Origin of the sequence: Enterobacter sp. YSU (genome assembly GCF_016082135.1) — a bacterium.
GTDB classification, from domain to species: Bacteria; Pseudomonadota; Gammaproteobacteria; order Enterobacterales; family Enterobacteriaceae; genus Enterobacter; species Enterobacter hormaechei_C.
This window is the reverse complement of sequence record NZ_CP059487.1, coordinates 2,186,817-2,200,277: the sequence shown is the minus strand read 5'-3', so window position 1 is coordinate 2,200,277 and position 13,461 is coordinate 2,186,817. Positions and strand designations below refer to the sequence as shown.

9 protein-coding genes are annotated in these 13,461 nt (G+C 56.7%); 1 reads left to right on the top strand and 8 read right to left on the bottom strand.

The annotated features are described in order from the left end of the window. Positions 1 to 13: 13 nt before the first annotated feature. From tldD to csrD, 8 genes are all read right to left on the bottom strand, one after another. Positions 14 to 1,459: a metalloprotease TldD gene (gene tldD, locus H2Z33_RS10665; RefSeq protein ID WP_017382710.1), complete on the bottom strand. Its 1,446-nt coding sequence runs from the start codon at positions 1,457 to 1,459 to the stop codon at positions 14 to 16. An 83-nt stretch (positions 1,460 to 1,542) separates the two neighbouring features. Further along, positions 1,543 to 5,349 carry an AsmA2 domain-containing protein YhdP gene (gene yhdP / locus H2Z33_RS10660; RefSeq protein WP_063135416.1) on the bottom strand — a complete coding sequence of 1,269 codons (3,807 nt, stop codon included), beginning with the start codon at positions 5,347 to 5,349 and terminating at the stop codon, positions 1,543 to 1,545. A gap of 42 nt (positions 5,350 to 5,391) precedes the next feature. Further along, positions 5,392 to 6,861 (bottom strand): ribonuclease G, encoded by a 1,470-nt coding sequence (gene rng / locus H2Z33_RS10655; protein ID WP_003860405.1) that lies wholly within the window; start codon positions 6,859 to 6,861, stop codon positions 5,392 to 5,394. Further along, complete coding sequence (locus H2Z33_RS10650; protein ID WP_003860403.1) at positions 6,851 to 7,444, bottom strand: Maf family protein; 594 nt, start codon at positions 7,442 to 7,444, stop codon at positions 6,851 to 6,853. The genes rng and H2Z33_RS10650 overlap by 11 nt, the downstream gene beginning before the upstream one ends. 9 nt (positions 7,445 to 7,453) lie before the next feature. Then, complete coding sequence (gene mreD, locus H2Z33_RS10645; RefSeq protein ID WP_003860402.1) at positions 7,454 to 7,942, bottom strand: rod shape-determining protein MreD; 489 nt, start codon at positions 7,940 to 7,942, stop codon at positions 7,454 to 7,456. Continuing rightward, a complete protein-coding gene (mreC, locus tag H2Z33_RS10640; RefSeq protein WP_003860400.1) occupies positions 7,942 to 8,958 on the bottom strand; it encodes a rod shape-determining protein MreC in 1,017 nt (338 codons plus the stop codon). Before mreC ends, mreD begins: the two co-directional genes overlap by 1 nt. 62 nt (positions 8,959 to 9,020) lie before the next feature. Beyond that, complete coding sequence (gene mreB / locus H2Z33_RS10635; RefSeq protein ID WP_000913396.1) at positions 9,021 to 10,064, bottom strand: rod shape-determining protein MreB; 1,044 nt, start codon at positions 10,062 to 10,064, stop codon at positions 9,021 to 9,023. Between the two features lie 282 nt (positions 10,065 to 10,346). After that, a complete protein-coding gene (gene csrD, locus H2Z33_RS10630; RefSeq protein ID WP_032669091.1) occupies positions 10,347 to 12,287 on the bottom strand; it encodes an RNase E specificity factor CsrD in 1,941 nt (646 codons plus the stop codon). 184 nt (positions 12,288 to 12,471) lie between these two features. Between csrD and H2Z33_RS10625 the strand changes: the two genes are divergently transcribed. Next, on the top strand, positions 12,472 to 13,446 hold the full coding sequence (locus H2Z33_RS10625) for an MDR family oxidoreductase (RefSeq protein WP_017382706.1): 975 nt from the start codon (positions 12,472 to 12,474) through the stop codon (positions 13,444 to 13,446). The last annotated feature ends 15 nt before the right edge of the window (positions 13,447 to 13,461 follow it).

The window sequence follows — 13,461 nt, the reverse complement described above, 5'->3', positions numbered from 1 at the left end:
AAGCATCCTAAGATCAGGCCGTGCCGCCCACCGTCAGATTATCCACTTTCAACGTAGGCTGACCGACGCCCACAGGCAGGCTCTGGCCCTCTTTGCCGCAAACGCCCACGCCGTTATCCAGTTTCAGGTCGTTACCGACCATGGAAATCTGCTGCATGGCCTCAATGCCGGAGCCAATCAGGGTTGCGCCCTTCACCGCTTTGGTCACTTTGCCCTTCTCAATCAGATACGCCTCTGAGGTAGAGAAGACAAATTTGCCGGAGGTGATATCCACCTGACCGCCGCCAAAGTTTGGCGCGAAGATACCGTAATCAACGGATTCGATAATCTCCTGCGGCGTGGACTGGCCCGGCAGCATGTAAGTATTGGTCATGCGCGGCATCGGCAGATGTGCGTAGGATTCACGACGGCCGTTACCCGTCGGCGCAACGCCCATCAGGCGCGCGTTAAGCTTGTCCTGCATGTAGCCTTTCAGTACGCCGTTTTCGATCAGCACGTTGTACTGACCCGGCGTACCTTCATCGTCGATAGAAATCGAGCCGCGACGGTCGAGCATGGTGCCATCATCCACCACGGTACACAGCTCTGAGGAGACAAGCTGCCCCATCTGACCGCTGAATACGGACGTCCCGCGACGGTTGAAATCACCTTCCAGGCCGTGACCGACCGCTTCGTGCAGCAGCACTCCCGGCCAGCCTGCGCCCAGTACCACCGGCAACGTACCGGCGGGTGCAGCCACGGCAGACAGGTTGACCAGCGCCATGCGCACGGCTTCTTTTGCCCATGCATCCGCGCGGGCTTCGCCGTCAACATCACCCAGGAACCAGTCATAACCAAAACGACCGCCGCCACCGCTGGAGCCGCGCTCGCGCTTGCCGTCGTCTTCAACCTGCACGCTGATAGAGAGACGCACCAGCGGGCGAACATCCGCCGCCAGGGTACCGTCCGTCGCCGCCACCAGGATCAGTTCATAAACACCGGTCAGGCTGGCAGAGACTTCCTGCACGCGTTTATCCGCCGCGCGAGCCACTTTGTCCACGCGACGAAGGATGTCCAGCTTCTCTTCGCGGCTCATGCTTTGCAGCGGGTCGATGCTGGTATAGAGCGCAGCGTGCTGCACTTCACCCAGCGTTTTCACCCGTCCGTCGCCCGTATCGCGCACGATGGTTCGCGCCGCCTGCGCGCTCTGCTCCAGCGCGGCCAGGCTTATCTGGTCTGCATAGGCAAAACCAGTTTTTTCGCCGCTGACGGCGCGCACGCCGACGCCCTGGTCAATGTTATAAGAGCCATCTTTAATGATGCTGTCTTCTAAAACCCAGGATTCGTGATAGCTCGACTGGAAATAGAGATCGCCGTAGTCGAGGCGGCGTTCGGTCAGTTGACCAAGAATGGAGAACAGGTCCTGATGGCTCAGGCCGTTCGCTGCGAGCAAATGTTCACTTACCAGGTTCAGACTCATCTATTGCTACTCGTTCGTTGCCGCCTGTGGCGGTATAAAGATCGTATTTATTGAGAGTGAGGCAATTACCTGCCCACGTCAAATCATTGCTGTGCTTCTTTGCGCGGCTGGCGCAGCACCTCATTAATCTGTGGTTTATCAACCGGCCCGGTGATGCGATAGCGCAGAATCGAGACTTTGCTCCAGAGCGGTCCCAGCACTTTACTGGCCGCAAACACCGCCGCCCCGACGATCGGATTGACCACAAAGGCTGCCGCAACGCCCACGCTTGCGGAAATCTCCGGCGCCACCACGGCTTCCATATCCAGCTCGCGGCGCACGAGATCCACTGACCCTTTCATCGCGATATCCGCTTCCAGGCCGTCCACCAGCGTGTCGTCGGTGTGCAGAACGCCGTCTTTGATCCACGCCGTGCTGCGAATGGAATCGTAGTAGAAACCTTCGCTGAAGGTGTCGCTAAAGTCGAAGCGCAGCTTGCGCAGCAGCGCGTCAAAACTCAGCAGACGCAGGATCTGCCCGGCGCGCCCCGTGCTCACATCGGCAATCTCCCCCTTACCGAAGTGGGTTTTCAGGATGCCGTTAAGCGAAGCTTCATCGGGTGTCCACGGCGCTGCGCGCCAGTGCAGATCGTAATTCACATCGAAGGACGATCCGCGAAGCGGCGTGCTAATGCCGAAGAAGTTAGCTGCGGCGTCCAGCTTGTTGCCTTTAATATCGCCTTTCAGCGAGGTGCGCTGTTCACCCGGTTTGTTCACCCATTCGCCAGCGGCAGTCATGCGGCCAAAGCCGGTATCCACCAGCCCACCAGAGAGGCTCAGCGTATTGCCCTGAATAGCAAAATCACCGTCGATACGGCCATATTTTTGCCCCCACAGCCAGCATTCCGCACAGCGCAACTGGAGATCGGGCCAGCCGCTGAAATCCACGCGCGACGTCCCACTGCCACTGACAGGAGAAGCGCTTGTCGACTCTGCTTTAGACGCCGTAAAGGTCGGATTGTAATAGAGATAACGGATAGCCGCCTGCCATGGCGCGTGATCGCGCATGGTCAACGAACCGTTGATCTCACGCCCCTGCGCCTCGACCTTTGAGCCGTTTACCGTCGGCCGGGAGACAATACTCAGGTTGTTCCACTGCTGCCCGCCCAGCGTCAGCGCAGGCGTGCGCAAGGTAATGGACTGTGGGAACTGCGCCGTTTGGTCGACGTTTTGCCCGACACCTTTCTGGAACAGTGCCAGCCACTCTGCGCCATCCATCGGCGGGAGATTCAGTTCAACGCCCGCCTGCTCCGGCAGCGGCGGCGTGGTACGGCTGTCCGTCGTCCAGATCGCTCTGTCCAGCGTCAGCTTGCGGTTAAGCAGCCAGCGGCTGTTGAAGTGGTTTGTTCCACCAGCGTTTCCGGTTAAATCGAAGCTGTTAAGGTTGCCCGCAACCTTAACATTGACGGGCAATGCTTCACCGCTTTTCTTATTCAGCGGCGCGGGAAGTTGGCTGCTGAGGTTTTTCAGATCCCCCGTAATGTCGACGTTATAGCGCGCACCGGCATGATAAGGCAGGTCGATGGCGACCTTGCCATTCCATGACACCGCGCCGTCCACCGCATTCTCAATCGGCTTCGGCAGAACATCCATGCGTGACGGCTGCCAGTTCGCGTCCATATTGACCGCCACCTGGTAGGCTTTATCGCCCTCGGTGGTGGAGAAATCGATATTGACGGGTTGATTGAACCAGGTCGCTTTCAGCGGCTCACTTTTCAGCGTGCCGTTAACAAAGCTGAACTGACCGCTGAGGTTTTTCAGCGTGCTGTCCAGCGGCTTGATATAGAGGCTGTTGTTATTAAGGCTAACGTCGCCTTTGGCGGTGGTCATTTCACCGTCCAGCGGGATATCCAGATGTAAGCGAGCATTCACATCGCCATCTAACTGCAACTGCTGAAGGGTGGCTGCCAGGGAGTCATTCAGCGGCGTATCTTCAAAGTACGGGCCAACCGCTTTACCTGGCCCCTTAATATCCGCATCAATCAGCAGTTTCTCTTTGGAGTAATCCGGGATGTTTGCCGTCAGGTTGCTTGCCGTTACGCCGCCCAGCGCAACGCTGTCCGTCTTCATCCACAGGCCGTCATTCAGGAAGTTGAGTTCAATATCCAGATTCTTCAGCGCCGGCCAGTCCGGCTGGAAGGCATAGGTGGCGTTGCGTAGAGGCACCAGAACCTGGAACTGGCCTTCGTTGTGCTTATACGGGAACAGGTGCGGGTTGCCGCCGTAGACCAGCGTGGCGTTATCCGCCTGGCCGCCCTGAATAGCGCCGCTGAGATAGTCCACCAGCGCTTTCCCCATCAGGTTTTCCGGGAAGTAGCGCCACGCCTGCGAACCGTCATCCGTGTTGATGCCCGCCAGAATACCCAACCACGGCTCATCGCCTTCAGGCTGTAGATAACGGAAATTACCGCGGGCATGTACCGCTTTGGCTTTCACATCGATATCGCGGCCATCGAGCTGAAAACCTTTGTCATTCTTCAGCCAGTTGAGGGTGGCATTTCCCTTTTCGATCTCCAGTGGCGCACGGAAGACCGTTTCGTACGGCATTTTCGCGTCCTGCATTTCTGCCGTCAGCCTGCCGTTTTCCACGCTTCCTTCCAGTTTACCGCTGAAGTGCTCGGCACCCGGCAGCAGTTTCCACTGTTTCCATGCGAGATTTTTCCATGCCGCCTGAAAACGCGTCTTTTCCGTAGCCTGGAGCGGAATATCCAGCGCCAGCCGGTTTATCTGCCCGCTCGGCTGCGTCGCCAGCCAGATTTCGCCCAGCTCCGGGGAGAGTTTTGCGGCCATTGAACGCAGCCCTTCGATCGCCGTCAGATCCAGGTTACTGGCGCGGATACGCAGCTCGTCGCTGCGTTTACCGTTTATCCCGCCGACGTCCTGCTCCGGCATCCACGCCATCGTCAGCGCGCCGCGCGGCCAGGGTTTATTATCCATGGAGATGCGCGTATCCGGAATAGCGAACTGCCAGCCGCCTTTATCCTGCGTCACGTGTGCGGTGAGGTTATCGACGGAAAGTTGATGCTGATGGTTTTCCCCTTTCCAGCTCGCGCCCCCCTGCTTAAGCCAGATATCGCCGCTGGCGAACGTCCCGTTCGTCAGGGTCATCCAGCCTTCCAGGCTGAAGCGCGCGGTCTCCAGCTGCATGTTCTGCTGTAGCCACTCACCGAGCCACGGCTTCACGTCCACGTCGTCCGCCTGTAGCCACACCCTGCCGTTGTTCAGCAAGCCATTGTCGTCACGCAGATCCATCCGCACCTGCATAACGCCGTGCTGCCCGTTCAGGCTGGAGAGATTAACCTGCCCCTCGGCGCGGTGGCGATCTTTCCCGTTTAACCAGGTCAGCTGTGGGATCGCCAGCTCAGCGCGCTGGCCGGAAAGAGTAATAAAGCTCACTTCGCTGTCGCGCAGATCGAAATGATCGAACTGGCGGAGGAAGAGATCGCTAAAGCGGTTGGCTTCCAGACCCTGATTGTTATCACCGCCCGTCAGCGGGGTATTGGTCAGAAACTGAAGTTGATAAAAGGTGAGATCGCGAAACTGCCAGCGCAGATGCAGCAGGCTTTGCCAGACATCCAGCGCCAGGGTGACGCGTTTGATTTTGAGGTGGCCGCCATCTTTCAGGCTGGCGCGGATATCGCGCGCATCAAGCGTCGGGCCAAAGTTCTGCCAGCTTGCCTCGATATGGCTCACGTCCACCGGCAGGCCGGTGGCGAATTCGATTTTTGCCAGGATCTGCGGCCGCCAGCTGTCCATATGCGGCAAGGCGAGACGCAGCCCGCTCACGAGCAACGCGACAATCACGACCAGCGTTGCCCCTGTAAGCAGTAAAATCCCCGGCAATCGCCTCACGCGTCTCTCCTTGTCAGCCTTAAATCTCGCAGCGAACTGCGTTTACATCATGACGACGTCAAACTGCTCCTGGTTATAGAGCGGCTCAATTTGCACTTTTACCTGTTTGCCGACAAAGATTTCCACTTCCGCCAGCGCGTGCGACTCTTCCCCTTTCAGGGCCTCCGCCACCGCAGGGGAAGCATAGACCAGAAAACGGTCTGAGTCGTAGGCATGATGGACACGGACAATCTCACGCATGATTTCGTAGCAGACCGTCTCCACCGTCTTTACCGTTCCGCGTCCATGGCAGGTTGGACACTCATTACACAGGACATGTTCCACGCTTTCGCGGGTCCGTTTCCGGGTCATTTCCACCAGACCGAGCTGCGAGAAGCCATTGATGCTGGTTTTCACGCGATCTTTACTCAGCGCCTGCTCCAGGGAGTGCAGCACGCGACGGCGGTGATCTTCATTGTTCATATCGATAAAGTCGATGATGATAATGCCGCCCAGATTACGCAGGCGAAGCTGACGCGCGATGGCCTGCGTCGCTTCTATGTTGGTGTTGAAGATGGTGTCATCGAGGTTGCGATGGCCGACAAACGCGCCGGTGTTGATGTCGACGGTGGTCATCGCTTCGGTTTGATCGATGATCAGATAGCCACCCGATTTCAGCTCAACCTTACGCTCCAGCGCACGCTGGATTTCGTTTTCAACGTCATAGAGGTCAAATATTGGCTGGCGTCCGGTGTAATGCTCCAGCAGACCCGGCATTTCCGGGATGTACTCGGCGGTGAACTCCAGTAAGGCTTCGTACGTCAGACGGGAGTCCACGCGGATGCGGTCAAGCTGGGCGTCGGCGAAATCACGTAATACGCGCTGAGCGAGCGCCAGCTCACCGTACAGCCGGTAGCGGGTCTGGTTGCGTTTTTTACGCTCCATCACTTTGGTCCAGACGCGCTTCAGATAGGCCGCATCCGAGGCCAGATCTTCTTCGCTGATCCCTTCCGCCGCGGTACGGATAATAAACCCGCCCTGCTCGTCGCAGTAGGCGCTGACCACCTTTTTCAGGCGCTCACGCTCGCTTTCGCTCTCAATGCGCTGTGACACGCCGACGTGCGACGCCCCCGGCATAAAGACCAGATAGCGTGAAGGCAGGGTGATGTCGGTGGTCAGACGCGCGCCTTTGGTGCCAAGCGGATCTTTTACCACCTGCACCATCAGATCCTGGCCCTGACGCACCAGCTCAGAGATGTCGCGCACGGCAAATTGCTTTTGCTCTTCGCCTGCCACACATTCGGTGTGCGGCATGATATCGGAGGCATGTAAAAACGCCGCCTTATCGAGCCCAATATCTACAAAAGCCGCCTGCATACCCGGCAGGACACGACTGACACGACCTTTGTAGATATTGCCTACGATTCCGCGTCGCGCTTCACGCTCAATATGAATTTCCTGGAGAATGCCACCATCAATGTAGGCCACACGGGTTTCCGATGGCGTTACGTTTACCAACAATTCAGCCGTCATAATTATCCCTTCCCTCACGCAGTGAGTTAAAATTGCTCAGCAACTCATACGTTTCCACCAGCGGTAAGCCGACTACGGCGTGATAGCTGCCATTTATCTTCCTGACAAAACAGCCACCCAACCCTTGAATACCGTATGCACCTGCTTTATCCATAGGTTCACCGCTGGCGATATAGCCGGCGATCTCCTCGTCGGTGAGGACTCTGAACGTCACTTCCGTTACCACAAGGCAATCCAGAACGTACTGGCTATCTGCCAGCGCTACCGCCGTCATCACCTGATGGGTTTGTCCGGACATATTACGCAGCATCCGCGCCGCATGGTCTGCGTCGCGGGGTTTCTCAAGCACCTCACCATTGAGAATAACGATGGTATCCGCACCCAGCACCGGTAAGTCACGCGGCACGCATGCCACGCCCGCCTGCGCTTTTTCACGCGCCAGACGAGAGACATACTGCTGAGCGCTTTCACCCTCAGCACGTTTTTCTTCGATACCGGTAACGATGCGTTCGAAGGAGACACCCAACTGCGCGAGCAGTTCCTGGCGACGCGGAGAACCGGAGGCAAGATACAAAGACGTCATAGAAACCTTTTATTGCACGGCAAACTGCTGGCGAATTTTACGCATCAGCAGGAACAGCCACGGCCAGAGCACACCGTTTACTACACTACTCCAGAACACTTCCGGTCGGAAAGAGACGTTGATCACTAAAAACTCTGCCCAGAAAACAACGATATCCGCAGCGAGCGACAACAACATCACTACCAGCGCCTGTTGCCAGAGCGCAAGGTTACGAAAGAGCTGGAATTTGAGTGCGACGAGATACGCAATAATGCTCATGGATAAGGCGCGGACGCCAAGCGTAGAGCCACTGATAAGATCCAGTATGGCACCCATCACAAAACCTGTGCCGACATTTACGCGGTGCGGCAGGGCAAGGATCCAGTAGAGCAAAATGAGCAATACCCAGTTTGGCCGGAAAACAAGAATGTCGTCCGGCCAGGGCATAATTTGCAGCAACAGTGCAACGAGGAATGAGAGCCAGATTACCCAGCGCCCCTGGCTACGATAACTGGCCACTACTGCCCTCCACCCGAGACTTGCGGCGGTGGGGGCGCATCCGGCAGCGGCTGCGTTAACCCCGTCGCCGGAGCCGGTACGGGTGCAGGTGGTCCCATCGCATCCGGCGCAGGCAGCACCTGCGGCATCATCTGCATCAGGCGTTCGTTGGCCACGCGATGCACATCTTCCGGGGTCATCGGGTTAGCGCCGTTACGATCGGCGCCCCACAGCAGCAACAGGTAGCGCAAACGCTGCAAGCCGGCCGTTGGACGCGCCTGAATCACGGTGTAGGCACGCTGAGTGTCGAGCTTCACGGAAGAGACAACCGCAACCGGGTAGCCCTCAGGGAAACGACCGCCCAGACCGGACGTCACCAGCACGTCGCCCACGCGGATATCCGTGTTGGCAGGCAGGTGTTCCAGTTGCAGATCGTCCGTGCAGCCATTACCGGCGGCAATCACGCGAATATCGTTACGCAGCACCTGAATCGGCAGTGCATGGGTGGCATCGCAAATCAGCAGCACGCGGCTGGTCAGTTTGGCAACCGCCACAACCTGGCCCACGACGCCCTTATCGCTGATGACAGGCTGACCTTCGTATACGCCGTTCACGCTGCCTTTATCAATCACCACCTGATCGCTGTACGGATCGTTTACGGTGGAGATCACCTGGGTGACCATTTTCTGTTCATCCTGGCGCAGCGGCGAGCCAAGCAGTTCGCGCAGACGGGCGTTTTCCTGCTTATATTGCCCCAGCATCAGCAGCTCGCTATTTTTCAGCAGCAGTTCCTGGCGTAACGCACGGTTTTCGAGTTCGAGCTGGTCACGCGATGAGAGCGTTTGCGACACGGAGTCGAGCAGTTCACGGGGACCATTTGAAATAAAGTAGAAAGGACTGACGGCGGTATCCATGTACGTTCGGATTTGGCTGAACGTACCGAGGCGGCTATCGGCAATAATGACCCCGAGCGCAACCAGAACCGCCAGGATCAGGCGAAACTGTAGCGACGGGCCACGGCTAAAAATTGGCTTCATAGGCTATGCGTATTCTCGCGTCAGAGAGAAAGGGTAGCGAATTGCTACCCTCTCACACCCGACTACTCTTCGCTAAACAAGTCGCCGCCGTGCATGTCGATCATTTCCAGCGCCTTGCCACCACCACGGGCGACGCAAGTCAGTGGATCTTCTGCAACTACGACAGGAATACCTGTCTCTTCCATTAACAGGCGGTCGAGGTTACGCAGCAGCGCACCACCACCGGTCAGAACCATACCGCGCTCGGAGATATCGGAAGCCAGCTCTGGCGGGCACTGTTCCAGCGCAACCATCACCGCGCTCACGATGCCGGTCAGCGGCTCCTGCAACGCTTCCAGGATTTCGTTGGAGTTCAGGGTGAATCCGCGTGGCACGCCTTCAGCCAGGTTACGACCGCGAACTTCGATCTCGCGTACTTCATCACCCGGATAGGCAGAACCGATTTCATGCTTGATGCGCTCTGCGGTTGCTTCACCGATCAGAGAGCCGTAGTTACGGCGAACGTAATTGATGATGGCTTCGTCGAAACGGTCGCCGCCGATACGCACGGAAGAGGAGTAGACCACACCGTTCAGGGAGATAACGGCCACTTCAGTGGTACCGCCACCGATATCCACCACCATAGAACCGGTAGCTTCAGAAACCGGCAGACCCGCACCAATTGCCGCAGCCATCGGTTCTTCAATCAGGAACACTTCACGCGCACCGGCGCCCTGAGCGGATTCACGGATCGCACGACGTTCAACCTGGGTCGCGCCAACCGGCACACACACCAGCACGCGCGGGCTTGGGCGCATGAAGCTGTTGCTGTGAACCTGCTTGATGAAGTGCTGAAGCATTTTTTCGGTCACGAAGAAGTCAGCAATAACGCCGTCTTTCATAGGGCGGATCGCGGCGATGTTGCCCGGCGTACGGCCCAGCATCTGCTTCGCATCATGACCTACTGCGGCCACGCTTTTTGGCGAGCCGGCACGATCCTGACGAATGGCCACAACGGAAGGCTCATTCAATACGATGCCTTGTCCTTTTACATAAATAAGGGTATTCGCGGTACCCAGGTCAATGGACAGGTCATTGGAAAACATGCCACGAAATTTTTTCAACATACTAAGGGATAATCCTGAAAGCTGGGGCGGAAAACAAAATCCGCTTACTTTACCAACCACACGCAGCAGCGACAAGGCGCAAAAATCGTCTGCTACGGTGAAAATTAGTGCAGCACGTTTCCTTTGTTACAAATTCATCCCCTGAATCCCTCAGGGCTGAGTAAACAGCAGCGTCCCTCACTTTCACTTGTAACCCACTAAAGGTCGTTCACTGGCTTTTATGCTCGTCTTACTCAAAGCTACAGGCGCGATATTCTACGTGAAAACAAAGTAAACGGCAGGTCAAACAGAGTATCTTTGCAAATATTTTTTCACATTGGTGTCAAGCGGCTGAGAGGCGGCAAAAAAATCCCCCTGACCGCCCGTCACGCCGCGCTCTGTCAACATCTGCCATTCACTACGTGAACGTACGCCTGTGGCAAATACTTGCGTTTGCGTTCCTTTGCACGCTTCCACCAGGCTTTGTACCAGCAGCTGGTTTTCCGTGCGTTTTTCAATATTCCTTACCAGACCCGGATGCAGCTTCAATAATTCAACATCCAGCTCTTTGATCCAGCGGGTGCTCACCAGCGTCAAACCCGCCTGGGTTACCGCCACGCGAGCCCCAAGCGCATTGATTAAACGCACTACCGGGCGCAACCGGCTGATGTGTTGACCTACATCTGCCTCTGCAAGTTCAAAAATAATGCGTTTGCGTTGCGATTTTTCGCATTGCATTAACGTGTCACGTAACCAGCGCTGGAAACGCGGACGGATCAGCGATTCGACGGTCACCTGTAAAGCCAGATTTTCTTCAGGCCAGTACGATAAAAACGGAATGAGACGGGTGATTTGCTGACGGTCATACTCTTCGGACAATCCGAATTGCAACACCATGGGCAGATATTCCGCGGAGATAACCTCTTCAGTGCCATCAAAAATACGGCACATCAGCTCACGATGATGAACATGACCATTCTTCATGACCGCCGGTTTTTGATAGATGCGCGGTCCGCCCCGGCTCAGCATCTGTTCAATCAGGGTTCGCCAGCGCACGTTGCCGCGCCCTTTCTCCGGCAGCGTATCATCATAGACTGCCCAGCCGTTCGCCCCCTGCAATACGGCGTTACGCGTGGCCGCTTCCGCATGTTCCATCACCTGCTCCGTCGACTGACCGCCGCGCCAGGCACAGATGCCCATATGCACCATATCGTCTCTGTCGAGCATTTTGCTCTGGGGCAGCGCATCGACGGCTTTCAGCAGCTGGCTGGCGATACTCTCGGACTCCTTTAAGGTGCGATGCGGCAGCAAGACGGCAAAATCGCTGCGGTGGTAGCGTGCCAGTAACGCGCCGGGGTAGCGCATAATAAAGGTGGACAGCAGGTTAATCAGCGTAAAGAGGTTCTCTTCCGCCACGCGCTGACCCCAGGTATCACGGAGCAGATCGAAGTCGGGCAGGCGAATCATCATTACCACGCCATGCGTACCCACCTTTTCGGGGTCATCAAGAAGGGTAGCCAGCTGATTATCAAAGAAGAGACGGTTGTTGAGGCCCGTTTTGTTATCCTGCGCGGCGTAAGAGCGAATCAACGTGTCCATACGGCTACGCTGATCGCTGGCAAACTGGATTTCGGAGAGCAGCACGTCCAGGGCGCTACTGGTGCGTGATGGCCATTCATAAACCGATCCCCGCACCTGTGGACCCCGTTCGCCATTCAGTATCCGCACGGAGCGTGTTTCCAGCAGTTCCTGGCCGGAAAGTTGACGACGCTGCCAGCGAACGGCGAGGAAAATCAGCAGTACGATAAAGGCAACGGCGATGGTTAAGGGCGCGGTGGTCATAAGCGAGCGTAAATAGTTGCTCATCGGATCCTGGTACATCAGATGAATTGTCATACCCGGATGTTTAAGTGAATTAACCGTGACGTCCCGATACTGATCTACCGTGCCGGCAGGACGATAGCTGCCCTGGCGGGTATGGCTGAAAACGGTCTGCTTCCCCTGTTTAATGTCGATCTGCACGATATCCACAGGCACCATTAACTCATCCAGCTCACGCGAAAGCGCCGGGAAGGAGGTTGCAATCAGGCGAGTGTCGATAACCGATGCAACCGATTCAACCCGGTTAACCAGCTTATCCTGGATGGCATTGTAAAAGCTCAGCGAGCAGCCGATTAGCGTGACAAATATGGTCAGCCCCGTCAGCAAGGTGATAAAAGCTGAGAACTTCGTCGTTAATCGCATCCTTGAGATTACTCCGTGGGTTGAAGGGGGGTGCAAGTGAGCACTAACTTGCATTTCAAATGCGGCATACTACCAAACCTGGCGTATCTGGCAATTTATTGCGTTAAATCGGCACTGCGTTTCATTGAGCGAGTATAGTCATCAGAACATATTTTCCCATCATCAAACCTAGTGAGGACCCAGTATGCAGGCTTTGATCTTAGAACAGCAGGACGGCAAAACCGTTGCCTCAGTGCAAGCCATCGAGGAGAGCCGCCTGCCGGAGGGCGACGTGACCGTAGATATCGACTGGTCCAGCCTGAACTATAAGGATGCGCTGGCCATTACGGGAAAAGGTAAAATCATCCGAAATTTCCCGATGGTGCCAGGAATCGACTTTGCAGGCCGCGTACATACCAGTGAAGATCCACGTTTTCACGCCGGACAGCAGGTGCTGCTCACCGGCTGGGGCGTAGGTGAAAACCACTGGGGCGGACTGGCAGCGCAGGCGCGCGTAAAAGGTGACTGGCTGGTCCCGATGCCGAAAGGCCTGGACGGTCGTAAGGCGATGATCATCGGCACGGCAGGTTTCACCGCCATGCTGTGCGTGATGGCGCTGGAAGAGGCCGGGATCCGCCCTGACTCTGGCGAAATTGTCGTCACCGGCGCCAGCGGCGGCGTGGGCAGCACGGCCGTCACGCTGCTGCACAAGCTGGGGTATCAGGTCGCTGCCGTCTCAGGCCGCGAAAGTACGCATGATTATCTACGTCAATTGGGCGCAAGCCGTATTCTGAGCCGCGACGAATTCGCCGAGACCCGCCCGCTGGAAAAACAGGTCTGGGCTGGCGCAGTAGATACCGTCGGCGACAAAGTGCTGGCGAAGGTGCTGGCGCAAATGAATTACGGCGGCTGCGTGGCGGCCTGTGGTCTGGCGGGCGGTTTTGCCCTGCCGACGACGGTGATGCCATTTATTCTGCGTAACGTGCGTCTTCAGGGTGTCGATTCGGTCATGACCCCAGCCGAGCGGCGAGCTGAGGCCTGGGAACGTCTGGTGCAGGATCTGCCAGCCTCATTCTTTGACCAGAGCGCCACTGAGATTACCCTGAGCCAGGCACCAGAGTTCGCCAGTAAAATCATGGACAATCAGTTCCACGGTCGTGCGCTGGTTAAAATCGCCTAATCTTCAAATTTTCGT

Bases quoted from the DNA above. Each gene is read 5' to 3' on its own strand.
- mreB (WP_000913396.1), bottom strand. From the start codon at position 10,064: ATGTTGAAAAAATTTCGTGGCATGTTTTCCAATGACCTGTCCATTGAC.
- H2Z33_RS10650 (WP_003860403.1), bottom strand. From the start codon at position 7,444: ATGACGTCTTTGTATCTTGCCTCCGGTTCTCCGCGTCGCCAGGAACTG.
- rng (WP_003860405.1), bottom strand. From the start codon at position 6,861: ATGACGGCTGAATTGTTGGTAAACGTAACGCCATCGGAAACCCGTGTG.
- tldD (WP_017382710.1), bottom strand. From the start codon at position 1,459: ATGAGTCTGAACCTGGTAAGTGAACATTTGCTCGCAGCGAACGGCCTG.
- mreC (WP_003860400.1), bottom strand. From the start codon at position 8,958: ATGAAGCCAATTTTTAGCCGTGGCCCGTCGCTACAGTTTCGCCTGATC.
- H2Z33_RS10625 (WP_017382706.1), top strand. From the start codon at position 12,472: ATGCAGGCTTTGATCTTAGAACAGCAGGACGGCAAAACCGTTGCCTCA.
- csrD (WP_032669091.1), bottom strand. From the start codon at position 12,287: ATGCGATTAACGACGAAGTTCTCAGCTTTTATCACCTTGCTGACGGGG.